This is a genomic window from Bdellovibrio sp. HCB209 (assembly GCF_047306065.1).
In the GTDB taxonomy this organism is placed as follows: domain Bacteria; phylum Bdellovibrionota; class Bdellovibrionia; order Bdellovibrionales; family Bdellovibrionaceae; genus Bdellovibrio.
This window is the reverse complement of sequence record NZ_CP178618.1, coordinates 986,044-1,005,938: the sequence shown is the minus strand read 5'-3', so window position 1 is coordinate 1,005,938 and position 19,895 is coordinate 986,044. Positions and strand designations below refer to the sequence as shown.

Genomic DNA, 19,895 nt, shown 5'->3' with positions numbered 1-19,895 from the left:
TTATTTTCTCTTCTTAAAAAACGCCACAAGAGGATCAACGAAATCTTCGCTGGATTTTACATCCACGCGGTCCACTTGGGATTTACGTAGCAATTTATCACGCGCTTCTTTGCGCTGCAGAACGGCCTTTTCGTACTCTTTTCTGAATCCCGCTGAAGATGTATCCACCGTCAGCACTTCGCCTGTTTCAGCATCTTGAACTTCAATCACACCCATCGTTGGTAATGAGTACTCTGCCGCATCGTTCACTACACAAGCCACGACGTCGTGCTTTCTTCCCAGCAGACGTAAACTTTGATCATAACCCTCGTCCATAAAATCGCTGAATACGAAAATGGTCGCGCGTTTTTTCAAAGCACCTTGCAGGAAGCTAAAGCCGTTAGAAAGTTTCGTCGTGTGACTTTTTGGTTTGTAGTAGTAAAGATCGCGGAGCAAACGTTGCACGTGGCCACGGCCTTTTTTAGGTGGAACAAAGTGTTCAACCTGATCGCTGAAAAGTAACAAACCAATTTGGTCGTTATTCTTAACCGCAGAAAATGCAAGTAACGCCGCCATGTGAGTCATCACTTCGCCCTTGAAATAAGGACCTGTTCCAAAATCACTGGAACCACTGACATCAACCGCAATGATCAAAGTCAGCTCACGTTCTTCTTCGAATGTTTTGATAAAAGTTTTCCCTGTGCGCGCAGTTAGCGGCCAGGAAATGGAACGAACATCGTCGCCCGGAACATACTCACGGAAGTCTGCGAAGGTCATACCTTGCCCCTTGAAGGCGGTATGGTATTCGCCTGCAAAGAGATTGTTCACAAGTTTTCTTGTGCTCAACTCAAGGAGTTTGACCTTCTTTAAGACCTCTGGAGGCAATCCCATCTTTATGGAACCTCGACTTGGCTTAGGATTTCTTTGATCACGTCATCAGACTTGATGTTTTCAGCCTCAGCTTCGTAAGTCAGAATCAAACGATGTCTCATTACGTGATAAGCGATAGCTTTCACGTCTTCAGCTGTCACATAACCGCGACCACGAAGGAACGCGTGAGCTTTCGCAGCACGGAACAAACAGATCGTCGCACGCGGAGAACCGCCCACGTTAATCAAGTTTGCGATACGTGACAAACCGTACTCGCCAGGATTTCTGGAAGCCATGACGATTTCTACGATGTAGTTTTTGATTTTGTTATCTACGTAAATCTGATCAATACGATCAGAAGCACGTAGCAAGTCTTCTTTAGAGATCACTGGGTTTACGACAGGTTTTTCATTCGTACCCATGCGATTCAAGATCTCAAGCTCTTCGCCTTTGTGTGGGTATACCACGTTGATCTTAAACATGAAACGGTCCATCTGTGCTTCTGGAAGTGGGTAAGTCCCCTCTTGCTCAAGCGGATTCTGAGTTGCCAGAACCAAGAATGGATTTGCAAGTTTGTAGGATTCATCACCGATAGTGACTTGTTTTTCCGCCATCGCCTCAAGCAGTGCTGATTGCACTTTCGCTGGAGCACGATTGATCTCGTCGGCCAAAACGATATTCGTAAAGATAGGACCTTTACGGGGAGCAAACTCTCCAGATTTTGGATTAAAGATCATTGTACCGATCAAGTCTGTCGGCAATAGATCGGGAGTGAATTGAATACGTTGGAAATCTAACGAGATAGATTTACAAACTGTAGAAATCGTCAAAGTCTTTGCAAGACCGGGAACACCCTCAAGCAAGATGTGACCGCCTGTTAGCAGACCCATCATGATCCCTTCGACCATTTCCTTTTGTCCGACCACAACTTTATTGATCTCAGCCATCATTTTGTCGATGAATTGGCTTTCTTGTTTGATCGCGGCGTTTAACGCCATGATGTCGACTTCGCTCACCTGTCCTCCCTCGAGAATATCCCTTCTATTTCACTCTCTTAGAGCTCTTGCGGCAAGCTTGAACTGACGCACCCCAGACCCCATTTTCACAGAGCGTCGGCAGAGCAAAACCTTGCAATTGTTATGTCACAGTCCTAGCCTTTAGTTTGTATTGAATTAACGCCGATTCGATGGGACAAATCACTATGGCAAATACGAACACCAAAGTTTGGATTTTCATTCTTTCCACTTCATTAGCTTTGCTAATTTTGGGGTATCAAATTGGCGAACGCTTAGGCCTGATCGTAGGCTTCTTGATGGCCCTGCTTTTAAACTTCATTGTTTTCTTTTACGGCGAAAATCGCGTGCTTTCAAAATTGCGCGCACAACGTCTAAAAGGCCAAGACGCTTGGGGCGTTTTAGATATGGTCGAGCGCATGTCTCACCAACTAGGCATGCCAGCTCCGGCAGTATTTATGACTCCACACAATTCAGCGAACGCTTTCTGCGTGGGTCACTCTTGGAAAAATGGATCCTTAGGTTTTACGCTAGGTCTTTTACAAAAGTTAAATGCGAAAGAGCTAGAAGCCGTTGTGGCACATCAACTTTGCCATATCCGCAGACTTGATACCTTCGCATTCAGTGTTAGCTCCACCCTTGCGAACTCCGTTGTGGGTCTGGGGCAGTTCTTGGATTCTTTCTTGCCGTATCGCTTGCAGTTTTTCATGCCGCTACTGTCGCCAGTAGGTTGGTTGATTATCAAAGTTGTTGTGGGCGAAAGATCATTTTTTGAAAACGACCTAATGGCTTCTGAATTATTAAATAATCGCCATCCATTGGGCGAGGTGTTGTGGAGACTAGAAGGTCTTGCGCAAACACAACCTCTGGAAATCCCTGCATGCACAAGCCACTTGTTCATCGTGAATCCAGAGGGCTTTAGGCAAAAGAATTTATTTTTGAAGTCCCATCCACCGATTGAAACTCGTCTTCAAAAGCTGATGGGGTATTATCCGATCTAACCTTGACATCGAATGATGTGAACTCATGTTTTCTTAAGGGTGTTTTATGCAAGAAAAAATGGAAGCTTCCTTATCCGTACTAATTATGTCCCTGGCCTCTGCCGCCATCATGGCAATGGGCCTGGCACCAGATCCTCAAACGGGCCAAACTTCAAAAGATAAAAACATGGCTCGTTTTAACATCGATCTTTTGGTGATCTTACAGCAAAAAACTAAAGGCAATCTCACAGCCGATGAGAGCCAATTTTTAGACAACCTAATTAATGACCTTCAAATGAAATTTGTTTCGATTTAGGAGAGTTCTTATGAAGAAGTTTTCAATCCTTCTGTTAGCTGCCTCGATGGCAGCATTTATTCAAACAGAAAATATCGCTCAAGCTCAACAAGTCGCTTTCCCCAAAGATCCACCAAAAATGAATCTTTCTGCCCCACTTCCGGCAAATCTTTTTGTCGAGTTGGGTAAGGCTATTAATCCTGCTGTCGTAAATATCTCGACAACAGCGATTCCTAAAAATATGCCACGTGGTCGCGACCCGATGCTTGATATGCTTGAGCAACTATATGGTTTGCGCATGCAACAACCTCCCCAGCAGCAACAACAACGCCCGCAAATGATGGGCTTGGGAACAGGCTTCATCATTCGTGAAGACGGTTTGATCGTAACTAACAATCACGTGATCGAGGGTGCTGACCAAATCAAAGTTCAATTGAGCGAAGACTCTAAAGATCTTTATGAGGCAACACTTATTGGTAGCGATAAACGTACAGACATCGCACTTATTAAAATCAAACCTAAATCAAAACTTACAACAGCGGTTTTGGGATCTTCTAAAGACCTTGAAGTCGGCGAATGGGTTGCGGCTTTCGGTAATCCATTTGGTCACGGTCACTCGATGACTAAAGGTATCGTGTCTTCCAAAGGACGCGGTATTGCTGAAATCAATAAGATTCCTTTGATCCAAACTGATGCGAGTATCAATCCAGGAAACTCTGGTGGTCCACTTGTGAACACTAAAGGTTTGGTTGTGGGCGTGAACTCTGCAATCGATGCTCGTGCGCAAGGTATCGGCTTTGCGATCCCTATCGATGAAGTGAAAGCTTTGATCCCGCAACTTGAAGCAAAAGGTCGCATCGCTCGTGGCTACATTGGTGCAGCTCTTGGTGATTTGGATCCTGAAGCAGCAGAATACTTGGGATTAGGCGAGCAAAGTGGTGCGGTGATTACTCAGCTTGATACACGTGGGCCAGCGGCTCGCGCAGGTCTAAGAATCTATGACATCGTGACTGAGTTTAACGGTAAATCCATCGATAGCTCATTGAGCTTGGTAGATGCCGTGAGTGATGCACCGATTGGTAAAGCATCGACGATGAAATTGATCCGCGACAGAAAGCCAATGACTGTTTCCGTAACAGTTGCTGAACGTGTGGATGATAAGGTTGCTAAAAAGACCGAAGTTAAAAAATACGAAGGCCAACGTGCTCCGTTTAACTTGGGCTTTACGATCATCGACCCAACGGCTGCAATTCGTGCTGACTGGGGTTTACCTGAAGATATGAAACAGCCGATCGTGATCGAAACAGCTCGCAACTCTTCGGCTAGCAAAGCAGGCCTTGCAGTTGGTGACGTTATTTTGGACGTGAACAAACAAGCTGTGGCGAATTCTAAAGACGTTATTAAGAATCTTAAAAAAGGTGCGAACACTCTAAGAATCGCGCGAAATGCTCGCATTCAAATCATAAATATCGAAGGCAATTAGTTTGCTGTTTGCGACAAGCAAAAAGCCCGCTTCATCAGCGGGCTTTTTTATTTTTAAACCACATTGAAACAAAAACTACTGCAATAACTCCAGCGGCTCCACTCCCAGCTTCTGCGCCAAGGCAGTCACTGTACTCATTCTGAAATCTTCAACCTTCCCATTCTCGATTTCAAAAACTGTGGACGTCGCCATCTTGGCCAACGTGGCTAAGGTCTGCATCGTCATTCCCTGTTTCGTTCTTTCTCGGTGAACATTTCTTGCCAGGTTCTTAACAAGTTTGCTCAACTCCTTATCTCTAATTCCTTTTATCGTTCGTCCCATTACTCTTTATATCTACTTTTATCCAGGTCCTTCAGTAAGTTTAAATCAGTACGGATATATCCTTAAAGTATCCCTCACTTTTGCCGTAAAGAGCGTTGCTATAAACATTACGGGGTAGATAGAAACCTACCTTAAATCTAGAGGAGTTCTTGAAATGGCTAACTTAAGTTTGAAGGCAAAATTACTGTTCCTAACGTTGATACTCTGTGGAGTAAGCGTTGTCATCGGAATAACCAGCTATATTTCGTTAACATCGGTGAGCACTGAATACGGTTGGATCGCGACTAAGACCTTACCCAAGATGGATCATCTTGATCAGATGTACCTAAACTATAGAAAAATTCGCATCAACCTTAGAACACTGGGCTTACCGAATTTGCCGACTGAACAAGCCTCTCATAGTATTGACGGTGTTATAGAAGCCATCAATGATTATGAAAAGCAAAGTGAGCTTTATGTCGGACTCGGTTTCATTCCAGGTCAAAAAGAGCTTTACGATAACCTTCAAGCTGCATGGGTCGATTTTAAGAAGACCGGAGTCGATGTCCTTCAATATCAGAAATCTGGTACTCCTGAAGACAAAGCAAAAATGTTAGACATCTTTTTTAAAGACTGCCCTCAAAAAGCAGAAGTCTATACGAAAGCAGTCAGTGCACTTTCTAAATTTCACCATGACGCGGCCGATGCAAAAGTCAAATCTGCAGAGTCCATTCGCGACAAAGCAAATTTAATCGTCATGATGATGGTAATAGGCGGAACATTATTTGGATGCCTCTTTGGTTTACTGTTCTCAACTTCACTTTCCAAAACGCTTAATCGCATCAGCCAAGAAATTTTTGGAGCGGCTTCACATACTGCGGCCGGCGGAGCCCAGCTCGCTTCAGCCAGTGCACAGCTATCGACAGGTGCTACCGAAGCCGCAGCCTCTCTTGAGGAAACAGTGGCTTCAATTGAAGAGCTTTCAAGTATGGTCAAACTTAATACGTCTCATGCCCAGGAAGCCAATACACTTTCAAAAAATTCTCGTGAATCTGCGGAAAAGGGTTTTCATGAAATCGAACGCTTGATCGCAGCGATGAACGAAATTTCTCACGGCTCAAAAAAAATCGAAGAGATCATCCAAGTCATCGACGATATCGCTTTCCAAACAAACTTGCTGGCACTGAATGCTTCGGTAGAAGCTGCTCGTGCGGGTGAGCAAGGTAAAGGCTTTGCCGTAGTTGCCGACGCCGTCAGAACTTTGGCGCAAAAAAGTGCAGAGTCTGCGAAAGGCATTAACTCACTCATCAAGGACAACGTTGAAAAAACTGAAAATGGTGCATCTATTGCCAGCAACAGTGGTGTGGTATTAAAAGAGATCCTGACTTCCGTAAAAAAGGTCGCCGATCTTAATGGTGAAATCTCCGCCGGCAGTACAGAGCAAGCAACAGGTATCGAACAGATTTCAAAAGCGATGAATCAACTGGATCAAGCAACTCAAGGCAACGCCGCTTCGTCAGAAGAAGTCGCCGCATCTTCTGAGGAGATGTCAGCGCAAGCGCAAGCCTTAAGTGGCCTTGTGGGTGAGTTACAAATTCTTGTTAACGGCACAAAAAAAACAACTGAGTCCTCGCACATCACAAGTGCGGCAAGAACATCAGAAGCAGTTGCCGTTTAATTTATTTTTCCAAGTATAAACAGTAGGTCAAAGTGGTCCCCGGAGATTGGCTCCGGGGATTGCTTTTTTAGCCATTTGCTCCCCTTTCTATCCTAAAAACGGCATTTAGTATCAATTTTTAATACCTTAATTCTGATAATTGAGAGAATAGTCCAAACAGGCGATACCTATTTGTGTAGCAAGCGACGTAAAGTCAAAAACACTAACTCTAACAAATAGGAATAAAAATGAAAACACAAGTAATCGCAGCTATCATCGGAACTCTTGGAATCCTAACTTCTGCAAATTGTCTGGCTGGTTGGGATGATGGTCCGATTGACCAAACACAAACTGGAACGCCAGCTCTGGAATGCACTTACACTCGCTTTTCAGCATTAAACAGTCCGGTATTTCAAACATCTATGACTGCAAATTACAAAGGCGAATCTGCACAAAATAACTTCCAAGTGAACGGACAAACATTTGCCAGCGGTTCGGTCGACAATAAACAGCAAGTGAGCTTCAATATTCTAGGTCAAACCAAACAAGTCACTGCACAAGTCGGAGAAACAGTTGAATTTGTAGAACCTACGTCAAGAGTCGATAAAGTTGCGTGCAAGTATAACTACACTCAACGGCAATGGGCTGGAACTCTTAGTCAGGCCTTCTATAATACGAATATTGATAACGAAAAAAGAACTGCCCTCTATGGAAGCAAAACCGTAAGTTACAGAAACGTTTGGTCACAAAATTTCTTTCAGCAATATAGCAATTCAGCATTCGTGAGAGCCCCAGAGGGGAAAATCATCTTGGGAGTCGAACTAACTGGCTACTATGTTTACCAAGGTCCATACAGCAGACCATGGGATGAGGCTCCCTTCAGACCAGATGAACTTGGTAAAAACTATCTCGAAATTAAAGCTAACTCCACCCTCTATTCATACACCGTCTACTACACAGATGCTGAATAAAAAAATCCCCGGCTCATCACCGGGGATTTTTCATTTTCTAATTTTGAAATCTAAAAACTAAAACGGAGTGCAGCTGTAAGTAGCCTCTGCTCCGTCGAAGTATCTCCAAGTCACAAGGCCGCGGGATTCAAATACTGTTTTTTCAACGAAGAACTTAATCCCCATCGCTCCGCCTTTAAGAACGCCGTCTTCAAGCAAGCGAACGTTGCCGTATTGGCTCTCTACAGAATTTTCGGAAGCTTTTTCTGCAACAACTTGGCGTTCGTCATCAGAGATATAAAATTTAAACCGCAAAGAATCTGTCTGACCTGCGTGAGTGTAGATCGTCACAAGATTCGGCATGAACCCATCGTTCGTGCGAACTTGCATGCAGCTTAAACCTGTAACTGCAGAGGCTTGTGACATAGGAACCAAAACCAACAAAGATGCGATAAGCGCTTTCATAAAACTCCCTGGATGGAGGTTGGTTTCCCACACCCCTCCCGTCCCTGTCACGTTACGGTTTTGTTGCCGTTTAATTCCCAAAGCTCCTGAATTCTTTGCCAGTTGCCCGAACCGATGTTGGGATTGTCCACACTCCCCCAACGGAGTCCGCGCCCGTTCCCGACGAAGATGCTTTTCGTTCAAAGTTTTGTAAGTGGTGAAGTGTTTCGCTTTGAGACAGAATTTAAGCAGACCGATGATTTTAGAACTTTCCTCGACCTAGGTCTTTAGAAAACTACAGCATCGTCCGAAATAGAGATCGGACCATAGTATGGCTCCATTGGTAGCAACAAGATCAGCACCTAGAAAGGGACTCTATGAAAGTCACCGAAGTGAAAGTTTTCCCGGTCAATGAGGATCGCCTCAAGGCCTACGTCTCCATCACGCTTGATGGTTGTTTCGTAGTTCGCGATCTGAAAGTCATTCAAGGCACGACGGGTTTATTCGTCGCCATGCCCTCTAAAAAAAGAAAAGACGGCCAATTCCGCGATATCGCCCATCCTCTGAACCAAGAGACGCGCGCGATGATCGAGGACATGGTCTTTGAAGCATACGAAAACGAATTAAAGTCCATGGGAGAAACCCTAGTAAACTTGAAGCGCCAGAAAGCTCCTGGGAGCGATCACGGCAGCGACGATTACTAACGGTTTGAAGTAACCCTGCTCACGCCAAGTTTTAGGCCATTTGTGGAGGCTTGAAACCGGAGGCGGCTTCAAAACCCCAAGGACAGTTTTGCCCGCTCTTGCAGCAAACCCTGCACTAGCGGGCTTTTTCTATTGGGCTAAGGCCCGATTCTTTCGACTATTGCTACGTTCGCAGTGCGTCACTGATTGCAATCTTCACGCAAAATCCGTAGTTTAGCGGTTCAACCGTTCATCTTGTTGGGGTATCGACAAGTTGGTAAGTCAACAGATTTTGATTCTGTCATTCGCAGGTTCGAGTCCTGCTACCCCATCCATTTTTCAATAATCTTAAAATTGAATATACGAAAATCTCCACAAGGGACTCGTACGTCTTCAGCAGGACTCGAAGAAGAGAGAGCGTCTTTGCGGCGAATGCTCCGGGGGAGCGTTCGTCGAAAAGCGGCACGCCACGATGGCGTGACGAGTGAACGGCCCCGGCTTCGGGACGAATGCACGTGATGCGCATTCGTGGGAGGAGCCGAGCCCAATCATCCCCCTATACCTTAATACGGAATTACCGCTGACAATCCGATAAACTTATTAATGTTTTAAACCTATGCAAAGATTGTTACATGTCCACAAAGAAAGATCCGCGCAACAAATACCAGCAGCAAGGCCATATCTCTGATTTACTATGGCATTTCATCGGACCAAAAGATTTCGAAAACTACGACTACGACAAAGCAATCAAGCGACTGCTAAGCTATTTTGACGAAGACAGCAAAAATCTAACTCTTGAGCCTTATATAGCGAACAGCAGCTTTTACGATCGAACTCTAATACTGACATCAGCAGATTATGGAACTATGGCAGAAGCTAGTGACATACATAACTACCTAGTAAAAGAACCCAAGTCCGTATGCTTCTGTGATATTCCGATTAATTCACTACCAATCCATATGGCGAAGTATGGCGATATTGGAATTGGAATTCGTCGTAATCGAGTAGTCGAAGGAAGCTTTATTAATCATGTACGCCCAGTGCTCTACTATCCACACATCACGGAAACGGAGCTAAAAAAACAATATAACATTGATCGCTTTTGGAAACTAACAGGGAACACCGTGACTCTAGAGGATTTCGTAAAAATACCCACAAAGCTATCCCACTCACCTTCTATTCCAGAGCATCAATCGGAAGACTTCGAATCTATCTACGAAGAAAGAGAATGGCGAGCAACCAAACCAATTGAGCTAACTACTCAAGATATTGCATATGTGATTGTTCCCGATGATACCTATATTAAAAAATACCATAAACTTCAAAAATTGATTATGAATGGCGTGGGTTTAATAAAGGCAAAAGATATGTATCGAACGGTGAAAACATGAATAGGAAAAACATTCTTGCGGCTATTAGAAGCTTCCTCGAAAAACAAGGAAAGAACTCCTGTTTCGAAATTACTGTGTTCCCACAAGAGATCAATGGAAAGCAAATCATCAGAAGAAGATCAATAATTGTCGTTGACTTGCCGGCTAATAAATCGACCGAACTCGGACAGTTCCTTTGGATGAATGGCCTTTCTGAACAAGGCACTTCTATACAATTTTATCAAGACCTTGATTCATTAGTTACCAACTCACAAATTGCACTCGACGACATGAGCTTAGATAACAATTGGAGAGGACGCGTACTCCGATTCGATACGGATTTCAACTTCCAAGAGACATACTTAGACTTTGAAAAAAAATTTCTGCGGTCTTACTTTAGATTTATTATATCAAAATATAATGAAAACTATTTTTCCAAGTATGATATAACGCCAACATTCATCAGCCCTGGCACAAGTACGCCAGGATTCCCAGATTTTGAAAATGCGACTGAAGACTTCGTTCGTTATTTAGAAAATTCATCAATAAGAGCAAATGCTTTCGCGGGCATCGCAGATGCTGATTTTGATTTTATCCGAATTTTTATATCTAAAGGACAAGGTCGTCCGTTCGAAAGTGTTAGCTTATGGAATCAGCAAATCATTTCGTTAAATATCATTTACAACTACATACTGCAATTTGGGCCAGATAAAATTGTTTCTGAAATGAACGACTCAATAACTTCTGCATTCGGCAACTAACACAAATGGCAAAATTGCTTATCACAGCCTATTAATAAAATTAGCAATCTCCACTTTCAAATAATTTGGCAACTCCAAATCAAATGGCTTTATTCTTTTAACTTCATCAATAATAGCATCCATTGATTTTGCTTGGCGTAAGGCAGGATTGTCTTTCAATCGCGCCGCAGAACTCCGACTCAAGCCAAGGGACATCAGCGACACCATGACTGGATCAGACGCACCAATTTCTAGATAGACATGTAATGGAGCAATTTCTTCAAGAAGTTCAGGCTTTCCCTTTTTGTTCGCGACAAACTCGAAAACATCAGTAAAAGCTTTAATATGAAGGACATACTTATAGCGAATTTCATCGTCCAAAACTTCGATCAATTTCTGGATTTGCTGGTTAATTGAAGCTCTGCTTTGATCCGCTTTATCTTTAGATAACAAATGTTTGAATGCTTCTCCTTTCATCCAACGATTCGCTAAACCCGCATGATATTTGTAAGAAAAGTTCGTCTGCCGCCTTACCACCTGGAAGCAAACCTGAAAAATATTTACCAAGTTTTCATAAAAATCTGGTTGAAATGGAGCTCTCGGAATAAATTTGGTCAAATCCTGTTGTGTATTCAAATAGTCGAATATCCTATTCAAAGCCCAGACAGACACGCCGCTATTTCTATGAATAATATCAGGAGGCAGTCGAATTTTATTTAAAACTGACTCACGCATCTTATCGATCTGTACTAGATTAGTTTCGTTGGAAACTGTTTTATACTTATCTGTATGAATGCTTTGATTTGAAAAATAGTAGTCGATAACGATTCGATTCGCCGCCTGCGGGATAGATGATCGCTCATTCGGATTTGACTCAGGATTCGAAAGAAACTCAACCAGTTCACTAGAATCTGTTTCAAGCGCTATTTTAAAAGCATCTTTTACGGTAACCTTCTTATCATTTAAATGGGGAGTATTCCTCCACGACAAAGTGTCAAGACACCAAATATTTCCCATGAAATGATTCGACATTCTACCTGCCCTGCCGGAAAGATTCCAAAAATCGTGGGCGGACATATCGCGAAATTTCCCACTTTTTGGTTTCAGTAGGAAAATATTTTTGCAGGGAAGATTCACCCCTTGAAGTAGTGTAGAGGTACAAACTATGTATCCTATTTTCTTTCTGCGGAAAAGATCTTCAACGAATTCTTTTGCAAAATCGGGCATTTGCCGACAGTGGACACCAATTCCTCCCTTCAATAGGTCAATCAAATCATATTCCTCATGGACTTCAGAGCTTAGAAAGTCCACCATATCATTAACTTCTCGATCATCAAGATTTAGTGACAAAGTATCATTCAATTTTCTAGCTATTTTGAAAGCTTCATCAGGCCAGCTTGCGTAAATAACACTTCCGTCTTCAATTTTTGAAAAGGCTTTCACCGCAGATGTAACCCGGCCGTAGTTTCTAAATTCACCAGGCAAGTCCCTGGTTCCAATGGGACTTACCTCCCGATCGCGCCCCATCGAATATACATCGACCTTACTCGGAGTTCCTTTCTTACTTTCCACTAGAAATGTATTATGTGTCACAGGCGAGTACTCGGTGGGAATATCTTTCACCTTATTTTTAATACTAAATATATCCCAATATACTTCCGGATTCGCACACAAAGGAGTGGAGAAAATCAGTTTTAAACTAGGATTTTTGTAGATAAGTTCCGAAATAACATTTTCCAAAAGAATTCCCCGATTGCTTTTGGAAATCTCATTAGCTTCATCGATGATCGCAAAAGTTAGAGCGGGCGCAGACGGCAGGCCTAGCAATGAGTTTAATCGTTCTTGTGTCAGAACATATACAACCGCCTCATTCTCCTTCATACGAACTTCGGCAGGAACACCTAGCACCAAAACATTTCTGTCTTCGTCCTTCGTAACATTTTTAATCTCTCTAACCATCTCGCGTATAAGGGCTCTTGTCGGCACGACTATCACGCCGGCCGTTCTCCCCTCCCTCAATAGCTGAAGCACGGCGAGATTGAGTGAAAATGTCTTACCGGCCGACGTCGGTGCCGAAAGACTAATACCGACATTTTCTGTCAAACTATTCACGATTTCGTTCTGATAATCCGTTAAATGTACCGTTAGTTTGTCCCCAATCACGTAACGATTCGCCATTCTTTTCCGAAGAATTTGCAAACTCATCCCAACAGAAAAATTTGGATCATTTTTAGAATCAAAAATATTCTTGAATTGCAAAATGCTCGGGAAACGCCCAAGCGAGGTAAGCACATATATTATTTCTTCCCGAAACGGTTCAAGATTCGTCCCCAGCAATTCAATCAAATATGATAGTATATCTGACGATAACTGCTTTTCCCTATCACCATCCATAGAAGACAAAAAAGAGGCAAGTGATATTACCCTTTGAACATCAATCTCGTCCGTATTCGGATCAATATTAAATGCAATTTTATTGAAATACATGGACTGCAACAATTTCAAACTTTTTTCTGAGTTCTCACGCATTTATGATCCTTCAAGTCTCGCCAGAAATTCCTTGCGCAGAATTTCAACCGAATCTGTTGGCAACAGAAAAAAGTTAAATTCCAACCGCTGAAATAAAATATCACTGTTAATTTTTGCATTAATCTTCGCAACATAGTTAGCGAAGATTTGATCCATAAATTTAGGATGATCTTTTATATAATCGATATTCGTATACTTATCTTCATCATAAGATATCAAACATGCAAATACTGGCTCTATATTCCTTTTCTCAATTAACGTAACTATAGTGTCCTTAAGGTCCGCATCTAGGATCCTGAAATGCTCAGACACTAAGAAATATTCGTGATCGATTTTTTTTGTAGTCACCAACGACTCGATACTTTCAAATGTGCTATTTAAGGCTGACGCAAAATCTTGATAGGTCTTGGCCTCGCCTAAAAACAATTTTAGCAAGCTTCTATCTTCGCTCAAAATTGCATGTACCCCATCAGCGCCTTTAACTTCATCATTGGCATTAGTTTTGAGACCCATTTTACAAAGTATCTGCGGGGCTTTCAAAAGAGCTTCAACAAAAAAGTATAAAATGAGCTCTCCGACTTCTCCGGTCTTCTTTTGCATCCGAAAGAGGTCACGAGCCTCCGCCCATACCTCCACCTCTCCTTTAGATGATCCACTCCGTTTTACATCCTTTAAACAGTAGGGAACTAGATAGCTGTAAATGATTTTTTTGCTAAGTCTCTTGGCGCAGGGTTGCTTAAATTCATTTAGCTTTAGAGCATGCATATTTATTTTAACAGGCGCAGCCCCGTCCGAAGTATAATTTAAGGAATAAGTTTCGAAGCATTCATTGAAATCTTCTTCTCGAACTGCTACGTATTTCTGTAGAGGCATCTCTCAAAGATAGTGCTCATTTACTCCAATCGCATCATTTGGATATTCGAATATAAATAAACTAGACTTTATTCTATGCAAACTGCTGCTCGCAGCCTCCTTAAATCCCCTCAAAAAACGGCTTCAACGCCGGCTCCATATAAGCCACAAACGCCTGAACCTCCGGTGGTGTGAACAGATGCTTCTGGTAAACCAAATGCACAGGAGCATCAGCAAGCGCCCAATCAGGTAATACGCCCTGTCGATTCTTTAAAAGCCAGATAGCTGAAATAAAAAAGGCCGCGCATTCCTGCACGGCCTTCCCTTTACTTACCCAGAAACGACTGCCAATCACTAAATAGGTTTGGCCAGTTTCTCACCGAAAGTTCTCTATTCTGCGCGATACCAAAGCCATGCGTGCCCGACTGAAACAGGTGCATTTCAACAAGCACCTTGTTTTTGCGTAAAGCCTCAAACATCGCAAGACTCCCCTGCGCTACGACCGTAGAGTCATTCAACGCATGAACAATGAATGTGGGGGGCGTCTTGGCAGTAACCATGGCGTCTTGCGAATAACGTTGTTTGTTGCTGTCGCTAAGATTATTGCCATACAGCGCGGAACGACTGCCATTGTGGGTAATGCCGTCTTTCATCGAAAGCACCGAATACATCAGCACAGTAAAATCGGGGCGCGCAGAAGCCCTATCATGTCCATCCGTCGCACTATAGTTGTTAGCATCAGGATTGTTGCTGATATTCGCTGCCAGGTATCCCCCCGCCGAAAAACCCATCACGCCAATCTTATTGGTAGCAATTTTGTACTGAGAGGCCATGGATCGAATCACGCGCATCGCACGCTGTACATCGGCAAAAGCTTCAGTGCGCCTAGCATCAGATCCACCTTTGGGCATACGATATAGCAACACAAAGCAAGTATAGCCTTTTTTAGCCAGGAACTCTGCCACATTCAGCCCTTCAGAATCTTCCATAATATAAGAATACCCACCACCCGGAATGATGAGGATCGCAGATTGATTACTTTTTCCAACAGGCGGAACGTGAATAATCTCCGGCGATTCCACGTTTGTTACTGCACGATTCTTTACAGCCGGATCTTTACTAAAATCCGTAACTGTATTAGTTCCTGATACTACCTTACTTGGCCAGATAGGAAGTCTCGTATAGGCAAATGCACTGGGAAGATAAATCAGAAAACTCAAAGCAAATAATAAAGTGAATCGCATCTCTCTACCCCCGACAATTACGGTAGCAAATGACAAACTCACTCTCAATATCCAGAAGTTTTACAGTGGGGTTTTAGTGATCCATCTGACTTACGACTCCACGTTGTTAAGCTGAATATACGGAGAGTAAATGAAATCACAACGTCTCAAAAAGGATCAAACAAAGGACTGACTTTGTAGGAGATGCTCATCTACCATGCTGGACACAAATATTGTGTTTTCAAACAAGTGGCCCCACCTCGGGATCCGTCGTTAAAATCTACACATGAAACAATTTATCCTTATCTCAATCATGCTATTTTCCAGCGCGGCACACACTCAACCCGGCGTTCCTCGGACCTACCCCGATGTGAAGGGTGACGTTAAAGAGGGTTCGGTGAATTTTATCCGCACTAAAAAAGAGATCACTATCAAGTCTTCGAGTGATCGTGCGTTGATCGACTTCTTTTCTTTTTCAGTGTTTGGAACCGAAAGCGTCAGGATCAATCAACCATCTAAGAACTCGGTCATGATCTTGCGACTCCCCGTTGAACTTTCTAATAACGTCAATCCGAACATGCTTTACTTAAGAGGCGAACTATCCTCTAACGGCAAGATCATCATCATCGCTCCGGAAGGAGTCAGTATAAAATCGGGTGCTAAAATTGATGCTCCGTCGGTTCTAATCACCACCGCCGACATGAAAGAATCCGATTGGCAAATTGATGATTTTAGATTTGAAGATGTCTTAGACTATTGGGGTGAAATCGAAAATGAAGGTGTCATCACCACTAGAGGGTACGGATCTATCACTATTGCTGGGGACCGCATTTCAAATGAAGGTAGCGTACTCGCTGGCGGCAATAATATCTCGTTAGTCACGGCCTCGGCATTCACCTATTCGGTCAGCAACAATGCCATCCGCCCGGACTCAATTCGAACTGTCGCAAAAAAGCAGTCGCTTCTAAATAAAGTTACCAAGGCCACCGTTATCAACAATAGCAGCGGAGCTAAAATAATCGCTCAAACTATCAATGTTGATGTGAATATCGACAACAACGACCGCCAAACTCCCGTACTACTGGAGGGCTCTATCGATGGTAGCTTACAAGTCACTGCCAAAGCCCGAGGATGGCTATGGCTCGATGGAAATGTCGCTAGCCGAGAGGGCTCGATCAACATCTACTCTACCGATGATGTTTGGTTCGGAGAAAACACGAAGCTTTCCGCAAGAACTATCAATGCTAAAGCCGATGATGAGCTTCGCTGTCGAGTGAACGAGATCTCCACGAAAGCACCGTTATTGGATGCCTCCGACGACAGAGGCAATGCCGGAACAATCCGACTCGAAGCAAAGCGCATGACTTTATCAGGACGCCTTACAGCCGTGGGTAAAGTTAACGGTGGCGAGATCACAGTCATCAGCAGCACCGAACCCACCAAGTCCTATTTAAAAACAGACGTCGCAGGGCACACAGGTAAGGCCGGTGTTGTGAGTTTCAAAGGTCCTTAGTAAAGAACTGATTGTCAAAGTGAAGGTATTTGGAGCTTTATCTTGAAAAGTCCTTGATGGATGAGTCGAACCAGTTAAAGTTTGAGGCATACATCAAGGAGAACTCATGAGCACTCTACAATATTTCGCAGCCTTGTTATCTATCTCGCTATCAGTGATCGCATTCGCTAAGTCATCTGAGAAAACAGATATTATTTCTACTGCAATCTCAAATCCGCAAAGACCAGCGACAGACAAAGAAGTCGATGCTCACAGACATCCAGCAGAAATCCTAAAGTTCTCTCAAGTAAAATCCGGCGACACAGTCGTCGAGTTCTTGCCAGGACGTGGTTACTACACTCGCCTGTTTTCAAGTGTTGTTGGCCCTAAAGGCAAAGTGATTTTGGCGACTCCAAAAGAACTTGAAGGCAATAAGTTTAAAATCGTGGAAACAGCCCAAGAACTTCCTAAGGGACTTGATAACGTCACTTCACTAGTCATCCCAGTTTTGGAACAACCAGCGGCAAGCGCTGATGTATTTTTCACTTCGCAAAACTATCACGACCTTCGTATCAAAGAATTTATCTATACAGACATCGCAGCCTTTAACAAAATGGTTTTCAAAATGCTAAAACCCGGTGGACGCTATATCGTGATCGATCACGTTGCTAAAGAAGGCTCTACACTTGAGGAAGACGCTAAACTTCACCGCATTGATCCTAAAATGGTCCGAAAAGAACTTGAAGAGGCCGGATTTAAATTTGACGGTGAAAGCACTGTTCTTAAATCTAACGAAGATCACACGCTGAACGTCTTTGATCCAAAGATCAAAGGTAAAACAGATCAGTTCGTCTATCGTTTTGTGAAACCAAAGAAATAGAGAACCATTCATGGCCAACGCTTTTCAACAAATCGCTTTCACTAATTCAGTTAAAGAAATCCAGAATTTAATGGGCAGCCGGAAAACCTACGCAAGATGGGAATCCGGCCTTACTGAAAACGAAGCCCTGACTGCCGATGAAATTCGCTTTATTGGCGAGCGAGATACGTTTTACATGTCTACAGTCACTGAAACAGATTGGCCCTATGTCCAACATCGTGGTGGTCCCAAAGGTTTCCTGAAAGTACTTTCTGAGCGCGAAATTGGCTTTGCAGATTTCGCAGGAAATCGCCAATACATCAGTACTGGGAATCTAACTCGCAATCCCCGTGTCGCCCTAATCTTAATGGATTATCCGAATCAAGCACGTCTAAAAATATTAGGCACGGCCCGTACGATTGACTCCAATTCGGACCCTGAATTGATGGCTAAATTAGTCCCTCAAGATTATAAAGCAAAAACAGAACGAGGCTTCGTTATCCACGTTGAAGCTTACGACTGGAATTGCCCGCAACATATTACTCCCCGATGGACTGCTGAAGAGATTCAAAGCGCCGTAGCACCCTTGCAACAAAAAATTAAAGAGCTCGAAGCACAACTCTTGTCTAAAAAATAAAGAGTCCCTAGACACGCATCGTCCGTATAGAGCAATGACTCAAGATAAATGATGCGTGCATTTTCCCGTCTCGTATTGGACAACAAATTTTTGATTATATATGAAAATCTCAAAGCGAGAGAGCACCATACTATTATGGGATAAGCCTAATATCCGAATACTTAATGATTGAGCGATATGCTTCGGAAATTAAACGACTTCTGAGCTCACCATACTATTTGAAAGAAACTTGAGACTGCCTTTCCGAAATAAAAGTTGCGCACCAACAATATTTGCGCGATATTGATCAGGTATTAAACGCCGATTTGAAAGCAGCTTGCGGGCGAAAAACAGCTAAAGCGCGGGAAAACTCCCACACTCGTGGTCTATACTTTTTCTTGCATACTATTATAGCTGTTCAGCTAAGCCCACTCTCTACAATCAGGTAAATCCGGCACAACGAATTGAGCTTTTGGGACTTCCCAAAGGAAGAGGTTTTTTATGACGACAGCTTCTGTCAAATCGGCGCATTTGGGGCTTGCTCCTGCCGACAGCAGGAACAAGGATTTTACGTTTACCATTAAAAGCACAAGCTTCGATGAAAACTACTGCCCCTCAGATAACACGCGCCTTACCACTAATTTTGCGAACTTAGCGCGAGGAAGCAACCGTCAAGAGAACCTGCATAATGCATTAACGATGATCAACAATCGTTTCAACACCTTGGCAACGAACGACAATGCTAAGGGTGATCGTTATGCCGTCGAACTCGAAATCATCAGTGTTAAGATGAATATCGCCAACGAGAAAAGCGATGATGCACTTCCCTTAATTGAGATCTTAAAAACAAATATTATCGATCGCAAAACCAACGAGCGCATTGAAGGCATTGCCGGAAATAACTTCTCATCCTATGTGCGAGACTATGACTTCAGTGTCTTGCTTTTAGAGCATAACAAAAATCAGCCTAAGTTCCGTACTCCAGAAAATTTCGGCGACCTGCACGGAAAGCTTTTTAAATGTTTTGTGAACTCTAAAACATATCAAGATCATTTTAAGAAAAAACCAATCATCTGCCTGAGTGTCTCAAGCACCCGAACCTATAGCCGCACTGATCTCCAACATCCGGTATTGGGTTTTGAGTACTTGCAAGACGAATATTCTTTGACTGATGAATACTTCAAAAAAATGGGCTTAACGGTTCGCTACTTCATGCCAGCGAACAGCGTTGCTCCTTTGGCCTTCTATTTTTCTGGCGATCTATTGAGTGATTACACGGATCTTGAACTTATCAGCACCATTAGCACGATGGAAAGCTTCCAAAAGATTTATCGCCCCGAGATTTACAATGCGAACTCACCCGCAGGAAAACTGTTTCAACCAAGCTTAAAGCACCAAGACTACTCTCTGACTCGAATTATCTATGACCGCGAAGAACGAAGCCGCCTAGCTATCGAACAAGGAAAGTTTGTGGAGGAGCATTTCATTAGACCTTACCAAACAATTCTCGATCAATGGGCCGCTCAATACGCTAGTTAATTTAATAAATACCAAAGGACG

The 19,895-nt window shown here is 43.2% G+C and carries 20 protein-coding genes and 1 tRNA gene; 13 read left to right on the top strand and 8 right to left on the bottom strand.

Translation table 11 applies throughout. From position 1 onward, the window contains the following. A complete protein-coding gene (locus tag ACLVWP_RS04930; protein WP_413560429.1) occupies positions 1 to 825 on the bottom strand; it encodes a DUF58 domain-containing protein in 825 nt (274 codons plus the stop codon). Between the two features lie 47 nt (positions 826 to 872). Next, entirely contained in the window at positions 873 to 1,847 is a 975-nt protein-coding gene (locus ACLVWP_RS04925; RefSeq protein ID WP_413561564.1) for an AAA family ATPase, read from the bottom strand. A gap of 188 nt (positions 1,848 to 2,035) precedes the next feature. On the opposite strand from ACLVWP_RS04925, the gene ACLVWP_RS04920 reads away from it, so the two are divergent. From ACLVWP_RS04920 to ACLVWP_RS04910, 3 genes are read left to right on the top strand one after another with little or no spacing between them, the layout of a single operon-like run. Continuing rightward, a complete protein-coding gene (locus tag ACLVWP_RS04920) occupies positions 2,036 to 2,863 on the top strand; it encodes a M48 family metalloprotease (RefSeq protein WP_413560428.1) in 828 nt (275 codons plus the stop codon). 46 nt (positions 2,864 to 2,909) lie between these two features. Next, positions 2,910 to 3,158 (top strand): DUF1844 domain-containing protein, encoded by a 249-nt coding sequence (locus ACLVWP_RS04915; protein ID WP_413560427.1) that lies wholly within the window; start codon positions 2,910 to 2,912, stop codon positions 3,156 to 3,158. A gap of 10 nt (positions 3,159 to 3,168) precedes the next feature. After that, positions 3,169 to 4,620 carry a trypsin-like peptidase domain-containing protein gene (locus ACLVWP_RS04910; RefSeq protein ID WP_413560426.1) on the top strand — a complete coding sequence of 484 codons (1,452 nt, stop codon included), beginning with the start codon at positions 3,169 to 3,171 and terminating at the stop codon, positions 4,618 to 4,620. 75 nt (positions 4,621 to 4,695) lie between these two features. On the opposite strand, the gene ACLVWP_RS04905 is transcribed toward ACLVWP_RS04910, so the two are convergent. Then, positions 4,696 to 4,941 carry a helix-turn-helix domain-containing protein gene (locus ACLVWP_RS04905; protein ID WP_413560425.1) on the bottom strand — a complete coding sequence of 82 codons (246 nt, stop codon included), beginning with the start codon at positions 4,939 to 4,941 and terminating at the stop codon, positions 4,696 to 4,698. Positions 4,942 to 5,095: 154 nt separating this feature from the next. On the opposite strand from ACLVWP_RS04905, the gene ACLVWP_RS04900 reads away from it, so the two are divergent. Beyond that, positions 5,096 to 6,598: a methyl-accepting chemotaxis protein gene (locus ACLVWP_RS04900; protein WP_413560424.1), complete on the top strand. Its 1,503-nt coding sequence runs from the start codon at positions 5,096 to 5,098 to the stop codon at positions 6,596 to 6,598. Between the two features lie 227 nt (positions 6,599 to 6,825). Then, on the top strand, positions 6,826 to 7,548 hold the full coding sequence (locus tag ACLVWP_RS04895) for a hypothetical protein (RefSeq protein ID WP_413560423.1): 723 nt from the start codon (positions 6,826 to 6,828) through the stop codon (positions 7,546 to 7,548). Positions 7,549 to 7,605: 57 nt separating this feature from the next. On the opposite strand, the gene ACLVWP_RS04890 is transcribed toward ACLVWP_RS04895, so the two are convergent. Next, positions 7,606 to 7,992, bottom strand: a complete 387-nt coding sequence (locus ACLVWP_RS04890) for a hypothetical protein (RefSeq protein WP_413560422.1) — start codon at positions 7,990 to 7,992, stop codon at positions 7,606 to 7,608. A gap of 356 nt (positions 7,993 to 8,348) precedes the next feature. Between ACLVWP_RS04890 and spoVG the strand changes: the two genes are divergently transcribed. From spoVG to ACLVWP_RS04870, 4 genes are all read left to right on the top strand, one after another. After that, positions 8,349 to 8,675, top strand: coding sequence for a septation regulator SpoVG (gene spoVG, locus ACLVWP_RS04885; RefSeq protein WP_413560421.1), 327 nt, complete (start codon positions 8,349 to 8,351; stop codon positions 8,673 to 8,675). 238 nt (positions 8,676 to 8,913) lie between these two features. Beyond that, positions 8,914 to 8,989: transfer RNA gene (locus ACLVWP_RS04880), tRNA-Gln, on the top strand. 297 nt (positions 8,990 to 9,286) lie between these two features. Next, positions 9,287 to 10,045, top strand: coding sequence for an abortive infection system antitoxin AbiGi family protein (locus ACLVWP_RS04875; protein WP_413560420.1), 759 nt, complete (start codon positions 9,287 to 9,289; stop codon positions 10,043 to 10,045). After that, positions 10,042 to 10,785 (top strand): hypothetical protein, encoded by a 744-nt coding sequence (locus ACLVWP_RS04870; protein ID WP_413560419.1) that lies wholly within the window; start codon positions 10,042 to 10,044, stop codon positions 10,783 to 10,785. The genes ACLVWP_RS04875 and ACLVWP_RS04870 overlap by 4 nt, the downstream gene beginning before the upstream one ends. A 21-nt stretch (positions 10,786 to 10,806) precedes the next feature. Here ACLVWP_RS04870 and ACLVWP_RS04865 read toward each other — a convergent pair whose 3' ends face one another. The 4 genes from ACLVWP_RS04865 to ACLVWP_RS04850 all read right to left on the bottom strand — a co-directional run bounded on the left by ACLVWP_RS04865 (position 10,807) and on the right by ACLVWP_RS04850 (position 15,389). Then, the gene (locus ACLVWP_RS04865; protein WP_413560418.1) at positions 10,807 to 13,293 is read right to left on the bottom strand and encodes a DEAD/DEAH box helicase; all 2,487 of its coding nucleotides are present in this window, start codon (positions 13,291 to 13,293) and stop codon (positions 10,807 to 10,809) included. After that, positions 13,294 to 14,166, bottom strand: coding sequence for a DUF1837 domain-containing protein (locus ACLVWP_RS04860; RefSeq protein WP_413560417.1), 873 nt, complete (start codon positions 14,164 to 14,166; stop codon positions 13,294 to 13,296). It lies immediately after the preceding gene. Between the two features lie 100 nt (positions 14,167 to 14,266). After that, on the bottom strand, positions 14,267 to 14,500 hold the full coding sequence (locus tag ACLVWP_RS04855; RefSeq protein WP_413560416.1) for a hypothetical protein: 234 nt from the start codon (positions 14,498 to 14,500) through the stop codon (positions 14,267 to 14,269). After that, complete coding sequence (locus ACLVWP_RS04850; protein WP_413560415.1) at positions 14,472 to 15,389, bottom strand: alpha/beta hydrolase; 918 nt, start codon at positions 15,387 to 15,389, stop codon at positions 14,472 to 14,474. Before ACLVWP_RS04850 ends, ACLVWP_RS04855 begins: the two co-directional genes overlap by 29 nt. 265 nt (positions 15,390 to 15,654) lie before the next feature. Between ACLVWP_RS04850 and ACLVWP_RS04845 the strand changes: the two genes are divergently transcribed. From ACLVWP_RS04845 to ACLVWP_RS04830, 4 genes are all read left to right on the top strand, one after another. Next, the gene (locus tag ACLVWP_RS04845) at positions 15,655 to 16,881 is read left to right on the top strand and encodes a hypothetical protein (protein WP_413560414.1); all 1,227 of its coding nucleotides are present in this window, start codon (positions 15,655 to 15,657) and stop codon (positions 16,879 to 16,881) included. Positions 16,882 to 16,987: 106 nt separating this feature from the next. Then, positions 16,988 to 17,740: a class I SAM-dependent methyltransferase gene (locus ACLVWP_RS04840; protein WP_413560413.1), complete on the top strand. Its 753-nt coding sequence runs from the start codon at positions 16,988 to 16,990 to the stop codon at positions 17,738 to 17,740. Positions 17,741 to 17,750: 10 nt separating this feature from the next. Then, complete coding sequence (locus ACLVWP_RS04835) at positions 17,751 to 18,356, top strand: pyridoxamine 5'-phosphate oxidase family protein (protein WP_413560412.1); 606 nt, start codon at positions 17,751 to 17,753, stop codon at positions 18,354 to 18,356. A 480-nt stretch (positions 18,357 to 18,836) separates the two neighbouring features. Then, positions 18,837 to 19,874, top strand: a complete 1,038-nt coding sequence (locus ACLVWP_RS04830; protein ID WP_413560411.1) for a DUF1852 domain-containing protein — start codon at positions 18,837 to 18,839, stop codon at positions 19,872 to 19,874. Positions 19,875 to 19,895 lie beyond the last annotated feature (21 nt).